The organism is Geomonas terrae (assembly GCF_004791675.1).
Lineage (GTDB): Bacteria > Desulfobacterota > Desulfuromonadia > Geobacterales > Geobacteraceae > Geomonas > Geomonas edaphica.
The window spans coordinates 1-20,666 of the sequence record NZ_SRSC01000001.1 but is presented as its reverse complement, the minus strand read 5'-3'; the positions used below and the strand labels follow the sequence as shown (position 1 = coordinate 20,666).

Genomic DNA, 20,666 nt, shown 5'->3' with positions numbered 1-20,666 from the left:
AGGAACTAAAAAAGACCCTCCTTTTCAGGAGGGCCTTTTTCATTCGTTACTGCGGAGAGAATGCCTACCACTCTTCCTTCTGTTTCTTGGCAACCTTCTCCATGTAGAGCTCGGGGCTTGTCAGCTTCACGACCTCCTTGTCGCTGTAGCCGAGATCCTTGAAGTTGAGCACGCCGTTGGGAGCGTGGCAGTTCGCACAGTAAAGCGCCTTTGTCTTGGTGACCAGGTGGTTGCTGCCGAAGTAGACGGTCTGCCAGCCCGGCACCGCCTCCTTGGCTATCTTCTCCGGGTTCTTGAGGCCGAGGGTCTTCGCGGCGGAGAGGACTCCGGCGCGGGTGTCGCCGCTCGACATCGGCTGCGCGAAGTCCATGGAAAGAAGCTGGCCGGTCTGCTTGTTGTAGTAGGCCCTACCTTGGAAAATCTTGAACGGGGTGATCTTGCTCTTACCGTCCTTCCTGCTCCCCTTGGGCCCGATGAAATGCGGCGTGTTTTTCACCGTGCCGTTGTACCAGGCGTACACAGGGGTCGTCTCGTTTGCCTCTTTCTTCAGCGTGGTCGGCTCGTAGAACTTGTCAGGGGTCTGTTCCCACACGGTGAAGTCCTTGGCGAAGGCTCCGCCGGTGCGGGGGATATGGCAGGCCTGGCAGGCGATCTTCGCGCTGTGGCGGTTAAGGTCGGCATCCTTGTGCGGTTTCACGCCATGGCATGCGGTGTCGGCGCAAGAGACGAACACCCCGTCGTTTGCCCAGTTGTTGGGATCGTGACCGCTTGGCATCTTGTGGTTCTTCGCCTTGTGGCAGTCCACGCAGACCATACCTTTAGCGGCGTGGGCATCGGTGTCCTTGGTGAAGGTGAAGCCGCGCTTCACGATGACCCCGCCCCCTGCCGCCTCATGACAGACCATGCAGTTCTTGACGGTGGGCTTGCCGATCGCAAGGGCCGCCTTGACGCTGCGATCCTGCCCCATGACCACTTCCCCCTTTTCGTTCTTGAACGGCTTTCTCTGCCGGAAGTCGTAGTCCGTGGAGTGGCACACGAGGCAGTCGACGGCGGCCGCCGCGGCGGGGCCGGTGCTGCCGACGTCCGAGAGGTGGTTGCCGGGATGACAGGTGTTGCACCCGGAGAACTTGCTCTTGCCGGTGGTCGGGCTCTTCGGGATCTCTTTCAGGTTGTTGACGATGTCGTTTCCGTTGCACATGACGTAGATGCGGTTTTTCATCCCGTACTCAAGCTTCGGGTTGAGGTTGTCCACGTTGGTCACCTTGGATGCATGCTTCCAGTGCACCGTGTCCAGAAAGGCCTTGGCGGTGCCGGGGTGGCACTCCTCGCAGGTCTCGGGCCCCTTGTAGCCGTTCTTCTCGATGGATTCTTTCCCGGGATGTTCGCTTGCTGCCAGGGCAGCCGTCGCTGCCAAGGCAAGACATAGCACGACCGCCGTCACGCTTTTCTTACTCATAAAGGCCCTCCTCGTGTGTTTGATCGCAATCAGTGATGTTATCGGCAGATGGCGCTAATAGTTTAGTATTCTTCCGAGGTATGTCGAGACTTCCGCTGACACTATTTCCCGCCTGCTTTGTGACAAAGGGGCTTTGATCCCCCTTCTGTCAGTCAATGCGAGAGGCAGCACCGGAGCGATACGCAGTCCCAACGGAAAAAGGGGCGGATTGCTCCGCCCCCTGTTACATCGTATCTGCTCTTTTTGACTACTTCTTCGCTACCTTCTTTGCAGCCTTGGCGAACCTGCCGCCGGTCTGCATCGGGTCGGCCTTGTATCCGAGCGCCTTCCAGTCGAGGCGGTTGCCGCCCATGTGGCACTCACCGCACTGCAGCGCCTCTTCCTTGGGGGACACCTCGTGCTGTGCCGCGATGTATGCCTCGGTGTTGACGAACTGGTACTTCCCACTGTAGGGGAGGCCGGAACCTTCGGCGCCCAGACGGCACGCCTTATCCCAGTTGTAGTCGACCCACAGGGACTTGTACTGCTGGAAGATGATCAGGTTCTTGTACTTCGCGTCCATCGGCTGGTCGCCCTTGTAGAGCTTGTAGGGGTAGATCTTGGCCTTCTGGTCCTTGATGTCGCCAACCGGGCGCATCATCATCACCGGCTTCTTCGGATCCTTGACCTTGTCACCCACCATGTAGCGCTCAACCATGCCGTTGCTCCAGGCGTAGACCGGCTTCACGTTCATGCCCCAGATGAAGGTTCCCTTGTGCTTGGCGAAGGTTTCCTTGTCGAATTGCTCTTCGGCGGTGATGTTCTTGCCCACATCGGACCAGTGCCATGCCATTTTGGTTGCCTGGCCTTTTGCGAAGAACGGGATATGGCAGGTCTGGCAGGCGACGGTCGCGAGGTGCTTGTTGATGATCGCGCCGTTTTTGGCCTTCTTGTGCGGTGCCTTAGCGCCGGAGTGACACTGCTCGCAGTTCACGCGGGCATCGTAGTGCGCCATCATGCTGGAGGCGCCGCTGATCTTATGCTGCTTGGCGACGTGGCATGCCTGGCACGCCATGTCCTGGCCGCCGCTTTCCTTGGTGCCCATGTGGACATCCTGGGACTTCTTCGGTTTTTCGAGGGTGGAATCGAGCCCCGCGTTTTTCACCGCGTCACCGCCGCCGCCGTAGAAGTGGCAGGCGCCGCAGTTCTTACGGCCAGGAAGGCCGACGCTCTGTGCCGCAACGTTCAGGTCCATGCTCTTCTTGTCGATGCTCTTGTTGTCGATGTCGCAGCCGACGGTGGCCCTGGTGTAGTTACCTTTCTGCGCGTGGCAGATGAGACAGTCGACCTTGGTCTTGTCGGTGAAGTCGAAGTTGGTACGGGTCCAGCCGTAACCTGCGTGGCACTTGCCGCAGGACTCGTGAACCACCCCTTCCTTGCCCCCCTGGATCGAGGTGCAGAAGGAGTTGATCATGTTGGACTTGCCGTACTTCTTGGTGCTCTTCTCCATCCCCTTGACCATGTTCGGGGTTCCGGCCCAGGTCCAGTGGGTAGTTTTCATGAAGTCAGCTGCCTGCTGTTCGTGGCACTCAAGGCAGACCTTGGTTACCTCGATGCCGCTTTTGAACGGCCCCTTAACGAACTCAGAATGGTCGACCGCCGCCATCCCTTGGGCGGCTGCCGCAAGCATCGCGATCCCCGCCAGAATTCCCAGAATACCTTTCATATAACCTCCCGTGATGAAGCGGCTAGGCGCCGCCAAAAACACTATCTAAGGCCTTATATATATTAAATTTTATATACATTTGGCCAAAAAGAAGCGCTGCAATTCGAAAACTACAGCGCCGTCTACGAGGAACCCGGTCGGACTAACAGCCGGCTGTTTTCCTGAACAGTTTGGAGACGTTCTTGCCGTCGATAACCTCGTACTTGCAGCGGATCTCGTCCCCTTCGACGATCCTGTGGTCCTTGAACTTGTCCAGGGTAAGGTCGTCGTTCACGGTGATGACCACGGGCTGCTCGGTTTTGTTGTCCTTCAAGGTGGCGGTGGCGGTTTTTGCGTCGGCGCCGGCGATCTCGATCTTGGTGATCACGCCTACCATCTTGATTTCCTCACCTGCGCTTGCCACGCTGCCGAAGCATAGGATGCTGAGCGCTGCAACTGCTACCAGGACCATTACCGAAACTGCTTTTTTCATCTTCGTTCTCCTTTTATGGGGGCGGCGACTCAGTCGCCGCCCCTGTGCATGGTGCTTCATCTGGTGCTGCTACGTCCTAGAACTTGACCTCGAAGGTAGCGTAGATGTCACGAGCGTATTTTACCGGGGTCAGCATCATCATCCTGTTGTTCACTTCGGAAATCTTCACCGGAGCGCCTACCCAGTTGTTGCTCCCGGTGTAGTCGAAGTCGTACCACTGGAAGCCGACCCTGAAGAAGGCCTTGGAGAGGTAGGAGGAAACCGGCTTGGAGTTGATCTCCTGGATCAGGTAGCCTTCGTAGACGTTACCGCGGGTCCCGAGCTTGGTGGTCCACATGTCGTCAGCTGCAGGAGCGAAGGTGATCCAGTTCTTGGAGCCGTGGTTGTACTCGACGCCGACCTTGGTCTTTGTCGGGGTGTAGTCGTAGCGGGCACCGGCATATGCGGCCCAGCCGGTCTTGCTGGTCGGTTTTTCGGGATCGAAGAAGCCGCCGGTCATGAGGCCCTGGAAGCCGGCCTGAGCGGAGACGTTTTCGTTCGGGTGGGTGACGCTGAGACCTGCGTCGGCGAAGAAGTTCAGGTTGCCCGGGCCGATGTTCTTGAGGGTGCTCATCGCGCCCGCACCGTACCAGTCGATGGCGCCGAGGTCGGTGGACGGGTAAGTGTTGCCGAACGCGGTGTCCTTCATCGCCGGGAAGTCGAAGATGTTGAAGCCGCGGTTGTACTGCAGCCAGACGCGCAGCGGATCGGTGTCGACCGGGATGATGGCCAGACCGAGCATGTCGGTGTCTTTCAGGTTGTTCGTGGTCGTCTCAAAACCGCCTTCGAAGCCGCGGCCGTAACAGATCTTGGCGTAAGCGCCGGGAAGACCTTCGATGTCCGGTGCCCAGCCGATGGTCATGCCGTCAAAGGCGTAGTCGACGAGAAGGGCCGGGGTGCCGCCGTTGCCCGGGCGCTCGTTGTTCAGGCGCAGGTTGCTCGGAGCCCCTTCGGTGGAGGGACGGCGACCCACGGAGAACCAGATCGGCTGGTCGGCGATGTTGCTCCAGGTGGCGTAGGCGCGGTCTACGTTAAGAAAGCTGGAGGAGGGGACGTGGCCGGTGGTGCCATCGAAGGTGCCGACGCGGTCCGCGAAGAACGGGGTGCCGCCGGAGTTGGTCACAGCGTTGTCGTCCTGGGCGCCGAACACCTTGTAAGCGAGCAGGCGGACGTTAACGGTCACGTCCTTGGTCGCCTTGGCGTGCAGGTTAAGGCCCAGGCGGTTGGTGTAGAGGGTGTCGTTGTTCGGCTTATAGGCGGGGATCATACCGGGACCCGGGATCATACCCAAGCCTCCAATAAGGCCTCCGTTCATCGGATTGGTAACGAAGGAGTGGGCATCGTTGTAGGTCCTTACGGCGTTCATCCCGTTTTGGAACTGCATGAGAGCACCCAACGCTCCGGCTGTCGACATGGAGAAAGGAGCACCACCGAAGTAGGCGGAGCTTCCGGCGGCAGTTGAAGGGTTGCTGAAGAAATCTTGCTGCAGCTTAGATGCGGCATTGCTGAAGGTTGTATTTGCGTCGCGGTAGGCGACGGTGCGGCCGTTCAGGTTGTCGACCCTGAAGCGGTAGTCGCCGCCGATGGTGAGCCACTTGCCGAGGGATTTTTCCTCGATCTTGTCGACCTTCTTGGTGAGGTCGGCGATCTTCTTCTCGTCGGAACCCTTCTGCTGCTCTTCGAGCTTCTGCACTTTCTTGGTGAGGTCGTCGATCTTCTTCTGCATTTCCTGGTCGTCCGCCTGCGCGGCCGCCGGAACAGCCAGTGCGCAGAGGGCTGCGCCTACCAACAGCTTTTCCAGTTTTTTCATGTACTTCTCCTTTTTCTTTTCGTTGGTGTTGAACCAACTTTCTTCAGAGAATATTGCAGATGCACGTCGCCGTGCCGAGGTAACTCATTAAACGCTGGACGCTACTGCCCTAATCGGCGCATTGACCGGTAGATTTAGGGGAAATGTGTAATTTTGGAGATTTATAATGGTTCCAGAGTCATCCAGTCATTAACAGAATCTGGATTGGAAGGGTTGTGCGTAAGTGGGATTTTGGAGCGGGGCGCTTGCCGGGACTCCTAATGAGTCTTATAAATCCAGCTCGCGTGATATGTCAATATATTTTTTCTCGAATATATCGCTAGGTCCATGGTTTATATACGTTAATAATGTATTCGTTGACGGGACGGCGGACGTGATGGGGGGCGCTAATAGGGGTTGACGGCAAGCCGCGAATTCTCGTACTATTCACCAATTTAACTGACAGGATGTGGGCGTGATTAAGGCAAAAAAGCTTTACCTGGAAACGTTCGGTTGCCAGATGAACGTGAGCGATTCCGAAAAGATCGTGACCCTGATGAAGGGGATGGGCTACGGGCAGACGCAGGAACCCGGGGAGGCCGACCTGGTTCTTCTCAACACCTGCAGCATCCGGGCTACCGCCGAGCAGCGCATGTACGGACATCTCGGCAAGTTCAAGTCGATGAAGAAGAAGCGGCCTGAACTCATCATCGGCGTCGGCGGGTGCGTCGCCCAGCAGGAAGGGGAGGAGCTCCTGAAAAAGGCCCCCTTCGTCGACCTTGTTTTCGGCACGCACAACCTGCACCTGCTGCAGAAGATGGTCGCCGGGGCCGAGGCGGGTAAAAAAAGCGTCGCCACCGACTTTCTCGACGACGAAAAGCGCTTCGACCTCTTTCCCCACGCCGAGACCGAGGGGGGCGTCACCCGTTTCGTCACCGTCATGCAGGGGTGCGACAACTTCTGCGCCTACTGCATCGTGCCGCACGTGCGTGGGCGCGAAATCAGCAGAAGCGCCGACAAGGTGGTCGAGGAGGTGGCGGCACTTGCCGCGGCAGGCGTCACCGAGGTGACCCTGCTCGGGCAGAACGTAAACTCTTACGGTTTCAAGGAGGATGCGGCGCCTGACTTCGCCGAGCTCCTCTTCCGGGTGGCCGAGGTGGACGGCATCGAAAGGCTTCGCTTCACCACCTCGCATCCCAAAGACATCTCGGCAAGGCTCATCGACTGCTTCGCGCAGATTCCGAAACTCGCCCCGCACATCCACCTCCCGGCCCAGTCCGGCAGCGACGAGGTGCTGAAGAGGATGAACCGCGGCTACACCCGCGCCGACTACCTCGCCAAGGTGCGCGCGCTAGAAGAGGCCTGCCCCGGGATCCAGATCACCGGCGACATGATCGTCGGCTTTCCCGGCGAGGACGAAGCGGCCTTCCGGGAGACCATGGCGCTCATCGAGGAGGTGCGCTACGCCGACCTCTTCTCCTTCATCTATTCCCCCCGTCCGGGCACGAAGGCCGCAGGTTTTCCCGACGAGGTGACCAGGAAAGAGAAACAGGGACGCCTGGAGCTCCTGCAGGCTGCGCAAAAGCGGATCACCCTGGAGCGGAACCAGAGCCTGGTGGGGAGCGTGCAGCGGGTGCTGGTGGAGGGGGCGAGCAGCAGCGGCGACTCCCTCTTCGGCAGAACCGGCGGCAATAGGGGGACGGTCCTGCATGGAGACCTGGCCCTGGCCGGACGTATCGTCGAGGTGCGCATCACCGAAGGGCTGCAGACCCTGCTCAAAGGGGAGGTCGTGCATGCCTGAGAAGGGGGAGGAGGAACCGATGTACGTCGAGATGAAGGTATTCGGCTTCGCCATGGACGCCATCGCACAGATGCCGGTCATCATCCTGAAGGATCCCGATGAGAAGTTAGCCGTGCCGGTCTGGATCAACGCCTCCGAGTCGGTTTCTTTCGCCGCGCAGTTCGTGGGGCGGGAGATGAGCGCCCGCAACGCCCGGCGTGACGTTTTCACTGCGCTGATCGAGCACCTCGGCATGACGGTTGTCGGCATCTATGTCGAGAGCCTGCGCGACGGCGTCTTCATTGCCTCGGTGCGGGTAGTGGACGGCGCGGCCAAAGAGATCCGGCTCGAGGTTCACGTGGCCGAAGCGATGCTCTTTTCCCTGAAATACCGTCTTCCTGTGTGGGTGAGCGATGAGGTGCTGGCCCAGGCGTCGAAGCTCGACATGAACGAAGAGGGGTTCGCCCGCGAAAACAACGCCCGCCGCTTCGTCGACTTCCTGGACCACATGGACCCCTCCGCCATGGGCAAATACCCCATGTAGCCCTACCGTCCTTTGCCGTCGCGGCGTCCATGCCCCCTCTCCCCCCGGGAGAGGGTCGGGGTGAGGGCGTCGCCTAGCGCTGAGAAAGATGCAACGGTGCCGGTGTGAGGGCGCCGTCCTAACGAAGAGGGACATGCCGTGGCCGGTGGCGTCCCGCACCGTATTGAAAAAAGAAGTCATAAAGGGTAGGGTGAGGGTGGGCCCTGCCCTTTCTTAATTAACTACAGCGTCAATCCGGAGGAAAGACATGCGCGACGCATCATTCCAATTTCTGCAGCAGCTTCTGGCCGCGCCCAGCCCCTCGGGGTATGAGCAGCCGGCCCAGCGCGTTTTCCGCTCCTACATAGAACCTTTCTGCCAGGTCGCCACCGACGTCATGGGCAACGTGTTCGGCATGATCCAGGGCGAGGGGAAGGACCGTCCGCGCGTCATGGTGGTGGGGCACTCCGACGAGATCGGCCTGCAGGTGCGCTACCTGGACGACAACGGCTTCATCTACTTCTCGGCAGTCGGCGGCGTCGACCCGCACATCACACCGGGGATGCGCGTGCACGTGCACACCTCCCGCGGCGCGATAAACGGCGTCATCGGGAAGCGTCCCATCCACCTGATCGAGCCCAAGGAGCGCGACCAGGTGATCAAGCTGGACGCCCAGTACATCGATATCGGCGCCGCCAGCAAGAAGGAGGCCCTCGAGTGGGTCCGGGTCGGCGACCCGATCACCTTTGCAAGCAACCTCGAGCGTCTCTTCGGGGACCGCGTGAGCTCGCGCGGCCTCGACGACAAGGCGGGAAGCTTTGTGGTCGCAGAGGTGCTGCGCCGCGTCTCCGAACTGCCGGACGGGCTCCCGGTCGATCTCTACGGCGTCTCCTCGGTTCAGGAAGAGGTCGGTCTCAGGGGCGGCACCACGAGCTCTTACTCGGTGAACCCCGACGTGGGCATCTGCGTCGAGGTGGACTTCGCCACCGACCAGCCCGACGTGGACAAAAAGCACAACGGCGAGGTGGGGCTCGGCAAGGGGCCGATCCTGCCGCGCGGCGCGAACATAAACCCGGTGCTCTTCGATCTCCTCTCCGACACCGCGCGGGATAACGGCATCGCCGTGCAGTACACCGGCATCGCCCGGGCCACCGGCACCGACGCGAACCCGATGCAGATCTCGCGCGGCGGCGTCGCGACCGCACTCGTCAAGCTTCCGCTGCGTTACATGCACACCCCGGTCGAGACCATGTCCCTCTCCGACCTGGACCACGCGGTCGACCTGATCGTCGCCTCCCTCTCGAAGATGGGTAAGCGGGACGCCTTCATCCCGATGTGAGAAAAAACCCCCTCGCGGCAAAAACGCGAGGGGGTTTTTCGTAGCGCGGCAGACGGCGGCGCTCCTGCAGTGCAGCCACGCCGCCGCGCGGAGCGGATGCGCCGCACCGGGATTTCCCCGTACCCATTAGCAGCGGTAGTGTAGACGCTAAGGTTGGGAAATCCTATGCTTTTCCCTTTGTCATTAGCCTAATTTTAGTTGACTTGCCTTCCCCCTTGTAATAGGTTTTCCGGTTAAAACCTGCGCCCAAACAACAAAAGGAGCCCCCTAATGTTAGAAAGCAGCCTTCCCGAAGGTCTCACGTTTGACGACGTCCTGCTTCTCCCAGCCCACTCGCTTATCCTCCCCCGCGATACCGACCTTTCCACCCGTCTGACCAACAACATCCAGCTGAACATCCCGCTGGTGAGCGCCGCCATGGACACCGTCACCGAGTCCAGGGCCGCGATCTGCATGGCCCGGGAAGGGGGCATCGGTTTCATCCACAAGAACCTCACCGTCGCCGAGCAGGCGATGGAGGTGGACAAGGTGAAAAAGAGTGAGTCCGGGATGATCGTCGACCCGATCACCATGCGCCCGAACCAGCGCATCCGGGAAGCGCTCGAGATGATGGCCAAGTACCGCATCTCCGGGGTGCCGATCACGAAGGCCAACGGGAAGCTGGTCGGCATTCTAACCAACAGGGACCTCCGTTTCGAGACCGACCTCGATCTCCCCATCTCCGCCAGGATGACCAAGCGCAACCTGGTCACCGTGGCGGTCGGGACCACCCTGGAACAGGCGAAAGAGCACCTGAAGCACACCAGGGTCGAGAAGCTTCTCGTCGTCGACGAGGAGAAGAACCTTAAGGGGCTCATCACCATCAAGGACATCGAGAAGATCAAGAAGTACCCGAACGCCTGCAAGGACTCCCTCGGTCGCCTTCGGGTCGGCGCAGCCGTTGGCCCCACCCCGGACGTGGACCAGCGCATCGAAGCGCTCATGAAGGCCGGTGTCGACGTCGTCGTCATCGACACCGCCCACGGCCACTCCCAGGGGGTCATCGACGCCATCGCGCGCATCAAGAAGACCTACCCGGGCCTTGAGCTCATCGCCGGCAACATCGCCACCGCGGCCGCCGCCGAGGCGCTCATCAAGGTCGGCGTCGACGCCATTAAGGTCGGCATCGGACCGGGCTCCATCTGCACCACCCGCGTCGTCGCCGGTATCGGCGTACCGCAGATCACCGCCATCGCCGAGTGCTCCCGCGTCGCCAAGAAATACAACATCCCGCTCATCGCCGACGGCGGCATCAAGTACTCGGGCGATCTCACCAAGGCCATCGCCGCCGGCGCCGACGTCGTCATGATCGGCTCCCTCTTCGCCGGTACCGAGGAGTCCCCGGGCGACACCATCCTGTACCAGGGGCGCGCCTACAAGAGCTACCGCGGCATGGGCTCCATCGGCGCCATGAAAGAGGGGAGCAAGGACCGCTACTTCCAGAGCGACGTCGATTCCGACGTGAAGCTCGTCCCGGAAGGGATCGAGGGTATGGTGCCGCTCAGGGGACCGCTCTCTGCCAACGTGCACCAGTTGATGGGTGGACTTAGGGCCGGCATGGGCTACACCGGCAGCCGCAGCATCGTCGACCTCCAGGAAAACGGCCGCTTCGTCAGGATCACCGGCGCAGGTCTCAAGGAATCCCACGTCCATGACGTCATGATCACCAAAGAGGCCCCGAACTACCGCGTTGAGAAATAACCTTTAACCCGTTAACGCAAAGCCGCGGAGGCGCGGAGACGCCAAAGAAATCCTTTTCTTCTGGCCTCTCTTTTACCCCGCGGCTTTGCGACTTTGCGTCTTTGCGTTACAGCCTTTGACTTTCAATAGATAAGGAACCTCAAAATGACCGTAGATATCCACTCAGAGAAGGTGCTGATCCTCGACTTCGGCTCCCAGGTGACCCAGCTCATCGCGCGCCGCGTGAGGGAGCAGAGCGTCTACTGCGAGATCCACCCCTACAACATGGCGCTCGAGAAGATAAAGGCGTTCGCACCGAAGGGGATCATCCTCTCCGGCGGCCCCTCCAGCGTCTACGACAAGGATGCGCCGCACTCCGACCTCGGCATCTATGACCTGGGCATCCCGATCCTAGGGATTTGCTACGGCATGCAGCTCATGACCCAGCAGTTGGGCGGGCGCGTCGAGCGCTGCGACAAACGCGAGTTCGGCCGCGCCACCCTCTCCCTCGACGGCGCGAGCGAAATCTTCGCCGGCTTCGACGGCGGCGCCGAGGTCTGGATGTCCCACGGCGACCGCATCGAGGAGATCCCTGCCGGCTTCGTCAAGATGGCCCACACCCAGACCTGCCCGGTTGCCGCCATGAAGGACGACAAGCGCCGCTTCTACGGGGTGCAGTTCCACCCCGAGGTGGTGCACACCCCGCGCGGCGACGAGATGATCGGCAACTTCCTGTTCAACGTCTGCGGTTCCCAGCCGACCTGGACCATGGCCAACTTCATCGAGACCGAGATCGAGGACATCCGCAGGAAGGTCGGCACCGGCAAAGTGCTCTGCGCCCTCTCCGGCGGGGTCGACTCCTCCGTCGTCGCGGTCCTCATCCACAAGGCGATCGGCGACCAGCTCCAGTGCGTCTTCGTCAACAACGGACTCTTGAGGAAAGGGGAGGCCGAGAAGGTGGTGAACCTCTTCACCAAGCACTTCAAGATCAACCTCGACTACGTCGATGCCGCCGACCGCTTCTTGGGCGTCCTCTCCGGCGTTTCCGACCCCGAGAAGAAGAGAAAGATCATCGGCAACGAGTTCATCTACCTCTTCGAGGAGGAGGCCAAGAAGCTCGGGCAGGTGGACTACCTGGCCCAGGGAACCCTCTACCCCGATGTCATCGAATCCGTCTCCACCAAGGGACCTTCCGCCGTTATCAAGAGCCATCACAACGTGGGTGGGCTCCCCGAGAAGATGAACCTGAAGCTCCTCGAGCCGGTGCGCGAGCTCTTCAAAGACGAGGTGCGGCTTCTCGGCAAGGAACTTGGCATGCCCGACGAGGTGGTGTACCGTCAGCCCTTCCCGGGACCGGGCCTCGCCATCCGCTGCATTGGCGAACTCTCCGGCGAGAAGCTCGACATCCTGCGCGAAGCTGACGCCATCGTCATCGAAGAAATCCGCAAGGCTGGGTTATATCGCGACATCTGGCAGTCATTTGCCGTGCTGCTGCCGGTGAAAACCGTCGGCGTAATGGGTGACGCCCGCACCTACGAGTACACCGTCGCCCTCCGCGCGGTGAACTCCCTGGACGGCATGACCGCCGACTGGGTCAAGCTCCCGTACGAGCTTTTGGGGAGCATATCCTCCCGTATCATAAACGAAGTGAAGGGTGTCAACCGCGTGGTTTACGACATCAGCCAGAAGCCCCCCGCAACCATCGAGTGGGAATAAACCGGGCCGGCCTCATCCCCTGAGGTCCGCTTTTTGCACAAATACACCGCGGTGACCGCCGGCAAGGCCGGTCACCGCGGTTCTTTCGTATCTGGAGAGTGAAAAATGGGTCCAATCCGGCTGCTCATCTTCGACCTGGACGGCACGCTCATCGACTCGCTGCCCGACCTGGCCGATGCCACCAACCTGATCCGCGAGCGATACGGGCTGCCCCGGATCGGCATCAGCGACGTGCGCAAACTCGTCGGGCGCGGGGTGCGCAACCTAGTGGAGCGGGCCCTGCCCGGGGTGGGGCCGGAGGAGCTGGACCGCGCCACCGAAGTCTTCCTCGAATTCAACCTGGCGCACATAGCCGACAAGACCCGGCCGTATCCCGGTGTTCCCGAGACGCTCTCCGATCTCTCCGGTCTTGGCATCCCGATGGTGGTCCTCTCCAACAAGAACGTGGCCCTTTGCCGCGAGGTGCTCGGGAAACTGGGCCTTGAGCGGCACTTCACCGACATCTTCGGCGCCGATTCCTTTCCGTACCGGAAACCCTCTCCCGAGCCCGTTCTGGCCGTCCTGAAGGGGTTCGGGGTCCCCGCCGCCGAGTGCGTCATGGTGGGGGACAGCATCAACGACATAGCCGCGGGAGGCGGGGCAGGTGTATGTACCGTCGGGTGCAGCTACGGCTACGGCGAGATGAGCGAACTGGAGGGCGCGAGCTACCGGGTCGGGGACTTCCCCTCGCTGTTGCAGCTTCCCTTCATCGACAAGAAAAAATGATGTCTGTTGAAAATTAGCTAAAGTTATTCGTTCGTGTGTCGAAACGGAAGTAGATCTACAACCAACCTACTGGGGGCGTAATCAGATGAAACTTGAAGAGCTCAATACCAACCCGGCCGCAACCCATCTTGCCGTGGTGCGTAACGATAAGCCCGAGACGGGCGACGCACACGCCGAGACCGCGACCAGGCAGCAGGCGGCGACCGACAAGGTCGAGCTGTCGAGCTACATGCCCGTGGTTCCCACCTCGAAGCAGAGGAGGGAAGACATCCGGGTGGAAAAGGTAGAAGAGTTGCGTTCGCAGATCAAGAGTGGCAACTACGAGGTATCCAGCCAGGATCTCGCCCAGAAGATGCTTTCCAAGCTCGTCATGAAGTAAAATCCATTCCCGGCGTCTGCCGCTACCGGTGTCCATGCACCATCTCCCTCCGGGAGAGGGGAGGGTGAGGGCTTCGGCCCCCAAACGTGCCCGTCCCCCGGGCACCAGGAAGTAGAACCGGCCTGGCGGAAGAACATCGTCGCTTCGGGAAAATCGTTGACAACGAGTTTCGGATAAGGTAAAAGGTTCTTCTCACTTAGGCGGGAATAACTCAGTGGTAGAGTGTCAGCTTCCCAAGCTGAAGGTCGCGGGTTCGAATCCCGTTTCCCGCTCCAAGAATAAATCAAGGGTTTAGGTCTTTCGACCTAAACCCTTTTTCTTTGCGCGTCCTCAAGTTGAAACCAGAATCCCCTGTTTAAACCGGTGCCGCGGTAGTCATCGCTTCGGTGTCGTTGCTGAAGCGATGTTGGAATACCCCGACGAGCCGGCAGTGTTCCTTGCGCGAACGCGGTAGCGATAAACGGTATTGGCGGTGAGCTTGGTATTCGAATAGCTCGTTACATTCGCACCAACGGTGGCTACCTGGGTGAAGTTGGTGCAGGTCGATCCTTTGCAGCGCTCAATCAGAAATTGGGTTTCGTTATTCGCATTGTCCGTCCAGGCAAGGTTGATCTGGCTTTTGGAGACGGCTGTGGCGGCCAGGCCCGTCGGTGCGGAAGGCAATGCTGACGCAGCGAAGGTCGTTGCACTGGCAGCAGGAGAATATCCCGAATCGCCCGCCACGTTGTAGGCGCGTACGCGGTAACTGTAACTGGTGGAGGCAGCCAGCCCGGTGTCGGACCAGGTTGTTACGTTGGCGCCGAGAGTTGTTATTTGACTGAAATTGCTGCATCCCGCGCCGGCACACCGCTCGATTTTGAAGCCCTGCTCGTTTGTGGAGTTGTCCGTCCAGGCAAGATTGATCTGGCTGCCGGAGGCAGCCGTTGCCGTAAGGTTCGACGGGGCGGTCGGCAATGGGGATTCGACGTACGCGGTTATGGCATCAGACCTCACTCCCGAACCTGTTGTCGCTTGAACCTCCAACGCATACTCGCTTGCGGCCAGCGTCGCTGCATTCCAGTTCCCCTGCCAGAGCGCGGGGTTGCCGGACACGTTCTGCATCGGTTGCCAGGAGCCTCCATTCACCCTGAACTGGACCTGTGTGACCGTTGCCGGATCAAAAACAAGAGCACGTACCGGATTCGTTGCTGAATTGGTTACGTTGTACGCATAGGGGTTGACAACGCCTCCCAGTCGCCGGTCAACAGGCGCGGTGATAAGCACCACCGGCCACGTACCTTTGGTCTGAGTGACGGAGGAGATGCCGTTGCAGTCGATCGCCGTCACCGTGTACTGGTTGGGACTGTCCTTGCCGATGGACGACACGTTGAAGTAGAACAGCCCGTCGGTCATGTTCTGGGTAAAGAACTTCTCGGACGAGGCATGGGTATGCCCGTACCCGTACATCGATGCGCCGTAGCCGTTCATCAGATTGACGAAATCATCTTTTCCATAGAACAGGTAGGTGTCGCTGCTGCTGTCTGTTGCGACAAGGGGATGGTGCCCGAAGACCAGAGTCAACTTTGCATCAGAGTTGGCATTCATCTCGGAACTGATGAAAGAGAGTTCAGTGGTGTCCAGCCCGGCATTGTCACCGTACGGCCAGATTATGCTGAACGGCTTCCCGGTGTTGTCCGGGGTGTTGACGCCCAGAAATTGGTATTTTCCCCACGGCCCGGTCCTTGTCCAGGACGCCTGTGTTCTTCCAGTCGCCCGCCCTTGTACTGAGTTGTTCAGGTAATAGCTGAAATATTGATCACTGTAGGCGTCGTGGTTGCCGGGAATGTCAAAGTAGCTGCTTGCATCCACGCCGTTTGCACTCAGGATGCTCTTATACTGGTCCCATTCGGCCTGATAGGGGCCGTTGGGATAACCGAAGATGTTTCCGTTCGTCGAATCGGTCAGGTCACCCGTAACCACGATGAAGCTCGGATTGATGACACTCTTTGCCTGACCTGTCAGCCACTGCAGATTCGTTGCATCCGTGGATCCTGACGTCCCGATATGTGTGCCGGAAGCATGGATGAACCAGATCAGCTTGTCGGTGTCGGGACTGTAATATGCCGAATGTGGATCAGCGGCTGAAACGGGAAAAGCGCACCCGATCAGGAGAATGATGGAAATGATGAAATGGCGTATCATTTTTTCACCCCCTTCGCCTGCTGGTCAGTTGTTTTCACAATGTACGAATCGAGTGTCTCCAGAACTTTCGGGTCAGAGGTTTGGCTTTTTGCGCCTTGAAGGAGTTGAATGGCCTCATCGAACCTCTTCAGTTCGATACAGGCAAGAGAGGCGTTCACGTAGGCGTCGAGATCGCCCGGTGCAAGTTCGGTAACCCGCCGGTACTCTTCTGCTGCGCCGGCAAAGTTTTTCTGAACATAGTACACACGAGCCAGGTTCCTGTGTGCTTCGGCTGAGTTAGAGTCTTTTTTAATTGCAGCCGTGAATTCTTTCACGGCCAATCCATAACTCCGTGCTGCTTCGGCATCCTGGTGCCTGGGAGTATGCTCATAAAAGCCCTTGTTAAAGTACTCCATCCCCTGCCGGTTGTGATGGCCGGCATCATCGGGAATTCCCTGGCAGTATGCCGGTGGCAACGAGAGGGAGGCGAGGGTGAGCGTACCTGTCAGTAGCATCCGGAAAGTGTTTCTCGACATCAACTGTTTCATGGTTGCTGCCTCCTTTCGTTTGTCCTTCTGACAATGAAAAGCCGGGCATGCCAATGGATTATCCGTGGCAGCCCGGCTACCTTCAAACGAAGACCCGTTGCTTTCCGCCCCCTCCTTGCAAAGGGTTCGGCCTTTCAGGGAAATGCTTATTTCTGAGCACAAATTTGCATCAATTATATGTTCGTTTATGAGTTCGTAAAGCTTACACCTGTGGGAGATTTCGCATCAGCGCTCCGGGAAAATACCGGTTTCTGAGCTTGATGCCAGCAGGACGTTTACAACTTGCCACCATCCTCATCTTTCTGCTACAACATCCACCTGTTTATTTCTCAGGGCGGGTTCCTTGGAACCCGCCCTGGTTTTTTCGGGAGTCTGCATGAAGGTAGTATTCGGTCTGGATTTCGGGACCACCAATTCCGCGCTTTCCGTCTACCGAGACGGCAAGGTCGAAATAATCGACATCGACGAGTCAAGCGCCAACCGCTCCCTGATGCGCTCGGTTCTCTACTTCAACGAGGAGAACGAGATCTTCACCGGCCAGGAGGCCATCAGCCAGTACGTCAGCGACGGAGCGGCGGGGCGTTTCATGCAGTCCATAAAAACCTTCCTCCCCAACAGGAGTTTCGAGGGAACCGAGGTGTTCGGCAAGAAGTACGGCATCGACGACCTGGTTGCCATTATCTTGCGGAACATCAAGGCGAAGGGGGAAGCGTACGTCGGGGCACCCGTGGACAGCGTCGTCCTCGGCCGCCCCGTCGTTTTCTCGGAAGATGCGGAAAAGGATGCCCTGGCGCAGCTCCGACTCGAGAAGGCGGCGCGCAAAGCGGGGTTTCGCCATATCCATTTCCAGTTCGAACCGGTAGCCGCCGCCCTCGCGTACGAAGAGACGCTCCCCGCAGGTGCCGAAAAGCTCGTCTTCATAGGTGACTTCGGCGGCGGGACCTCCGACTTCACCGTCATCAAGGTGAAAGGGGGCGCCTTCGACCGGGCCGACCGGCGCTCCGACGTCCTCTCCATCGGAGGGGTCTATACGGCGGGCGACAAATTCGACTCCCAGATCATGTGGGAAAAGATCGCCAAGTATTTCGGTCGCGGGGTCAGATACAAGGGGATGGGGAAGGACGAGCTCTTCGATATCCCGCACAGCATCATCTACACGCTGTGCCAGTGGCACAGGATTCCGCTCCTGAGGGGGAGAAAGACCAGGGAGCAGATCCGTCTCATCAAAAATGCCGCTACGGACCGGCAGGCCATCGAGAACCTCGAGCACCTCATCAGTGACAACTATGGTTTTTTCCTGTTCCAGTGCATCGAGAAGGCGAAGTGCGAGCTGTCGCAACAAGAGTTCGCGCAGGTCAGCTTCAAGGAGCGCGGCCTGACCATCGAAGAGGGGATAACCAGGGAAGAGTTCGAAGCGATCAACCGGGAGAACCTAAGCCGGATCTCCGGCACCGTTGACGAAGTTATCAGCAGGTCGGGAGTCCGAAACGACCAGATCGACACCGTGTTCCTCACCGGGGGCACCTCGCGCATACCCATGATCCGGCGCCTCTTCGAAGATCGTTTCGGCAGCGAGAAGCTCGAGAACCGTAACGCCTTCACCAGCGTTGTTCACGGCCTGGGCGCGAGTGTACCGCTCTTCAGCGACGGCCGTTAAGGAGACCATACCGGCCAGGAGCACGCGCACTGCTAGGACCTGTTTTGATCTCTCTATGGTGGAGCATCTTCCAGATAGCCTCGCGTGAAGAGCCAATTCCCGTTCTTTTTCTCGAAGGTAAACAGCTCCACGGAAAACAGATCCGGTGTTTTCAAATCACGCGCAGTTATACTGCGTTTATCATTGATTATTTTCAGCATGTTTGTCGTCAGGACCTTTTCGTCCTTCACCACCAAGACTTCCTGATTCAGTAGCTTTTTTAAGATTTTGTCGAAGTCTTTCCGACCATAGTGCACAACCTGATCGCTATCATCAGGGCCGCGGACCCATAAAGGCAACTTTGTCATTGCTGCCACTCTGGCGCTATCACCCCTTAATGCTGCTTCCCTAAACGTGTTCCAAAATGACTGCACGTCACTATCTGCTACGGCAATACCTGTGGTGGCAAGCAAGAACAACAGTCCGATGGCTGCGACTCGTCGTAGCATCTCTCCTCCTATTGCTGCCGTATGTTTGGCCAACGATAACTTTGCACCATCCAGTGTGATTTATAGTACCTCGATGGCCTCACTTGATCACCTTGATTCCCACCTAATAGCTTATAGTAGTCTTTGGTCTCAGCGATGTAGAAGGCGACATGATTTGCACCCGTAACTCGTCTGACCACAGCAATTGCCCCGGGACATGGGCCTGTTATTTGCCCCCAGTGTAGCCAACTCGTCGCTGCAGCTGAATTGGTCCCGGTAATACCCACTTGTTTTAGGCACCAATTAACAAATGCTGAACACCAAGGGACTTCATCGCTCGTTGCTCGGAGCGAGGTGGTGGCATGGTACATCAAAATCCTCGTGTTAGCTGGGACTCGAGGAATCTCCCTTTGTCCGATTTCTGCGGCAGCGATTTTTAGCCAAGGAGCATTATGGGCGTTGGTAGAAGGTAGGGTTGTGTCCGATGTGACGGTTACACCTTGTTTGAGCGCTTTCCAGGTTTCCGTCCCGACAGTCCCGTCTATGGATATCCCGGTTGATTCTTGAAATTTTCTTATCGCTGCTTCTGTGTGTGGCCCCAATATACCGTCAACTTTTAGCGAGTAAGGGTAGGGTAGATGCTTGTTGAGTAGATTCTGCAACTGCATTACCTTTGGACCGGTGCTCGCGAGCCGAAGTGGGGTCATTTGCATTCTCCATTTTTATGCGTGCGTTGCTGTTGGGTGTTAGAAAATACCAATTCAGCCGCGAACGTCAACTTCGGCAACTGGATGTTGCGGCGAGTGATGACCGGCTGTCTTGTGAGGACGGCATCGAGGGTAAGAGGGACTGGTTTGCTCGTGAGGGGGGGATAGGAGGATGACTGTAAAGAACCGGTGCAAGAACCGGTGCCAGGTCTTGAAAAATCACTCTTTAGCGAGGCATCGCTTTACGATCTTACTGACCGACGTGTAGTGCACTCCTAAATGATCCGCAATCTCCTTCAGTTCATAGCCATACTGCAGATGTGCCTTCCCGATCAGCGCGTTTCTATCGTCCTTTGAAGTGGTTGCCTGCTGCGTGAAAAGGTCCTCAAGCTTGGGACGTCCGACATGGCGTTGGACCTTAGGAATCTCCGGGATTTCCTCCCGGCCTCCTATCAAATCATGTATGGCTGATGCAAAGGCTTCAGTTCCGAAAATCAACTGTCCTTTCAGCCTGTCCCAAGGGGACACGTCCTGCCGGACACCTTCCAGAACGAACTCTTTGTACTTTCTTCGAGCCTCTGATGTTGTGGTCCCAAACTGGCTGAGGATCCACTGGTAGTTGAGGACGGGATCACTGGCTAGGCCTTGGGTGGAGCGATAACTGCTCCATTGCCATTCTTCAGGTTTCGCGACTATGCCAGCCCGAACGGGGTTGAGGACCACGTAGCGAGACAGTTCCAGTAGGTGCGAGTCCTTCTCTACTATAATTGCCTTGAAGCGACCCTGAAAAATGTGGCCCACCCGGCCGTGTCGTTTGTTAAAGGACTGCGTGTAGGTGCCGTTTAGTTGGCGCATTCCATGGGAGAGATTTGCATCTGGAGTTTCAATGATGAGGTGGTAGTGGTTACTCATCAGGCAGTAGGCGTGGCAAAGCCAGTTGTATCTGAGTAGGACCGATTGAAGGGTGCCGAGAAAGGTTCGACGATCGCTATCGTCGATAAAAATATCGTCACGTGCGTTGCCGCGTGAGGTGACGTGATAAATCGCGAACGGGAACTCGATGCGAAGAGGACGTGCCATGGTGTCGGAATAGTAGCAGTAAAAGCTTACATTTCAAGACCTGGCACCGATGGGGCACCGATGGCCGGTGCCGTTTAGTTGGCGCATTCCATGGGAGAGATTTGCATCTGGAGTTTCAATGATGAGGTGGTAGTGGTTACTCATCAGGCAGTAGGCGTGGCAAAGCCAGTTGTATCTGAGTAGGACCGATTGAAGGGTGCCGAGAAAGGTTCGACGATCGCTATCGTCGATAAAAATATCGTCACGTGCGTTGCCGCGTGAGGTGACGTGATAAATCGCGAACGGGAACTCGATGCGAAGAGGACGTGCCATGGTGTCGGAATAGTAGCAGTAAAAGCTTACATTTCAAGACCTGGCACCGATGG

The 20,666-nt window shown here is 58.3% G+C and carries 18 protein-coding genes, 1 tRNA gene and 1 riboswitch; of the genes, 9 read left to right on the top strand and 10 right to left on the bottom strand.

Translation table 11 applies throughout. From position 1 onward, the window contains the following. Nucleotides 1-64: 64 nt before the first annotated feature. The 4 genes from E4633_RS00095 to E4633_RS00080 form a co-directional block, all read right to left on the bottom strand. A complete protein-coding gene (locus tag E4633_RS00095; RefSeq protein ID WP_135868258.1) occupies nucleotides 65-1,456 on the bottom strand; it encodes a cytochrome C in 1,392 nt (463 codons plus the stop codon). A 247-nt stretch (nucleotides 1,457-1,703) separates the two neighbouring features. After that, nucleotides 1,704-3,161 carry a tetrathionate reductase family octaheme c-type cytochrome gene (locus E4633_RS00090; RefSeq protein WP_135868257.1) on the bottom strand — a complete coding sequence of 486 codons (1,458 nt, stop codon included), beginning with the start codon at nucleotides 3,159-3,161 and terminating at the stop codon, nucleotides 1,704-1,706. Nucleotides 3,162-3,303: 142 nt separating this feature from the next. Further along, nucleotides 3,304-3,633 carry a hypothetical protein gene (locus E4633_RS00085; protein WP_135868256.1) on the bottom strand — a complete coding sequence of 110 codons (330 nt, stop codon included), beginning with the start codon at nucleotides 3,631-3,633 and terminating at the stop codon, nucleotides 3,304-3,306. A gap of 76 nt (nucleotides 3,634-3,709) precedes the next feature. Continuing rightward, nucleotides 3,710-5,482, bottom strand: a complete 1,773-nt coding sequence (locus tag E4633_RS00080; protein ID WP_135868255.1) for a DUF3373 domain-containing protein — start codon at nucleotides 5,480-5,482, stop codon at nucleotides 3,710-3,712. Between the two features lie 454 nt (nucleotides 5,483-5,936). Between E4633_RS00080 and miaB the strand changes: the two genes are divergently transcribed. From miaB to E4633_RS00040, 8 genes are all read left to right on the top strand, one after another. Next, complete coding sequence (gene miaB / locus E4633_RS00075) at nucleotides 5,937-7,262, top strand: tRNA (N6-isopentenyl adenosine(37)-C2)-methylthiotransferase MiaB (protein WP_135868254.1); 1,326 nt, start codon at nucleotides 5,937-5,939, stop codon at nucleotides 7,260-7,262. Next, nucleotides 7,255-7,785: a bifunctional nuclease family protein gene (locus E4633_RS00070; RefSeq protein WP_135868253.1), complete on the top strand. Its 531-nt coding sequence runs from the start codon at nucleotides 7,255-7,257 to the stop codon at nucleotides 7,783-7,785. The genes miaB and E4633_RS00070 overlap by 8 nt, the downstream gene beginning before the upstream one ends. Nucleotides 7,786-8,032: 247 nt before the next feature. After that, nucleotides 8,033-9,103: a M42 family metallopeptidase gene (locus E4633_RS00065; RefSeq protein WP_135868252.1), complete on the top strand. Its 1,071-nt coding sequence runs from the start codon at nucleotides 8,033-8,035 to the stop codon at nucleotides 9,101-9,103. A 270-nt stretch (nucleotides 9,104-9,373) separates the two neighbouring features. Next, the gene (gene guaB, locus E4633_RS00060) at nucleotides 9,374-10,843 is read left to right on the top strand and encodes an IMP dehydrogenase (RefSeq protein WP_135868251.1); all 1,470 of its coding nucleotides are present in this window, start codon (nucleotides 9,374-9,376) and stop codon (nucleotides 10,841-10,843) included. A gap of 144 nt (nucleotides 10,844-10,987) precedes the next feature. Then, a complete protein-coding gene (guaA, locus tag E4633_RS00055; protein ID WP_135868250.1) occupies nucleotides 10,988-12,538 on the top strand; it encodes a glutamine-hydrolyzing GMP synthase in 1,551 nt (516 codons plus the stop codon). Between the two features lie 105 nt (nucleotides 12,539-12,643). After that, nucleotides 12,644-13,303 (top strand): HAD family hydrolase, encoded by a 660-nt coding sequence (locus E4633_RS00050; protein WP_135868249.1) that lies wholly within the window; start codon nucleotides 12,644-12,646, stop codon nucleotides 13,301-13,303. 85 nt (nucleotides 13,304-13,388) lie between these two features. Further along, complete coding sequence (flgM, locus tag E4633_RS00045; protein WP_135868248.1) at nucleotides 13,389-13,682, top strand: flagellar biosynthesis anti-sigma factor FlgM; 294 nt, start codon at nucleotides 13,389-13,391, stop codon at nucleotides 13,680-13,682. A 200-nt stretch (nucleotides 13,683-13,882) separates the two neighbouring features. Next, nucleotides 13,883-13,957: transfer RNA gene (locus E4633_RS00040), tRNA-Gly, on the top strand. Between the two features lie 100 nt (nucleotides 13,958-14,057). On the opposite strand, the gene E4633_RS00035 is transcribed toward E4633_RS00040, so the two are convergent. Both E4633_RS00035 and E4633_RS00030 read right to left on the bottom strand, forming a co-directional pair. Beyond that, nucleotides 14,058-15,863, bottom strand: coding sequence for a fibronectin type III domain-containing protein (locus E4633_RS00035; protein WP_135868247.1), 1,806 nt, complete (start codon nucleotides 15,861-15,863; stop codon nucleotides 14,058-14,060). Then, the gene (locus tag E4633_RS00030) at nucleotides 15,860-16,390 is read right to left on the bottom strand and encodes a tetratricopeptide repeat protein (protein ID WP_135868246.1); all 531 of its coding nucleotides are present in this window, start codon (nucleotides 16,388-16,390) and stop codon (nucleotides 15,860-15,862) included. The genes E4633_RS00035 and E4633_RS00030 overlap by 4 nt, the downstream gene beginning before the upstream one ends. Nucleotides 16,391-16,453: 63 nt before the next feature. After that, a riboswitch (cyclic di-GMP riboswitch) is annotated at nucleotides 16,454-16,531 on the bottom strand. Between the two features lie 235 nt (nucleotides 16,532-16,766). On the opposite strand from E4633_RS00030, the gene E4633_RS00025 reads away from it, so the two are divergent. Continuing rightward, nucleotides 16,767-18,047, top strand: coding sequence for an Hsp70 family protein (locus tag E4633_RS00025; protein WP_135868245.1), 1,281 nt, complete (start codon nucleotides 16,767-16,769; stop codon nucleotides 18,045-18,047). 53 nt (nucleotides 18,048-18,100) lie between these two features. On the opposite strand, the gene E4633_RS00020 is transcribed toward E4633_RS00025, so the two are convergent. The 4 genes from E4633_RS00020 to E4633_RS00005 all read right to left on the bottom strand — a co-directional run bounded on the left by E4633_RS00020 (nucleotide 18,101) and on the right by E4633_RS00005 (nucleotide 20,613). Then, nucleotides 18,101-18,535 (bottom strand): hypothetical protein, encoded by a 435-nt coding sequence (locus E4633_RS00020; RefSeq protein WP_135868244.1) that lies wholly within the window; start codon nucleotides 18,533-18,535, stop codon nucleotides 18,101-18,103. Between the two features lie 8 nt (nucleotides 18,536-18,543). Then, nucleotides 18,544-19,221 (bottom strand): NlpC/P60 family protein, encoded by a 678-nt coding sequence (locus tag E4633_RS20960; RefSeq protein ID WP_407925443.1) that lies wholly within the window; start codon nucleotides 19,219-19,221, stop codon nucleotides 18,544-18,546. A 219-nt stretch (nucleotides 19,222-19,440) separates the two neighbouring features. Beyond that, nucleotides 19,441-20,301: an REP-associated tyrosine transposase gene (locus tag E4633_RS00010; protein ID WP_135868242.1), complete on the bottom strand. Its 861-nt coding sequence runs from the start codon at nucleotides 20,299-20,301 to the stop codon at nucleotides 19,441-19,443. Between the two features lie 33 nt (nucleotides 20,302-20,334). After that, nucleotides 20,335-20,613, bottom strand: coding sequence for a transposase (locus tag E4633_RS00005; RefSeq protein WP_135868241.1), 279 nt, complete (start codon nucleotides 20,611-20,613; stop codon nucleotides 20,335-20,337). Nucleotides 20,614-20,666: the final 53 nt, after the last annotated feature.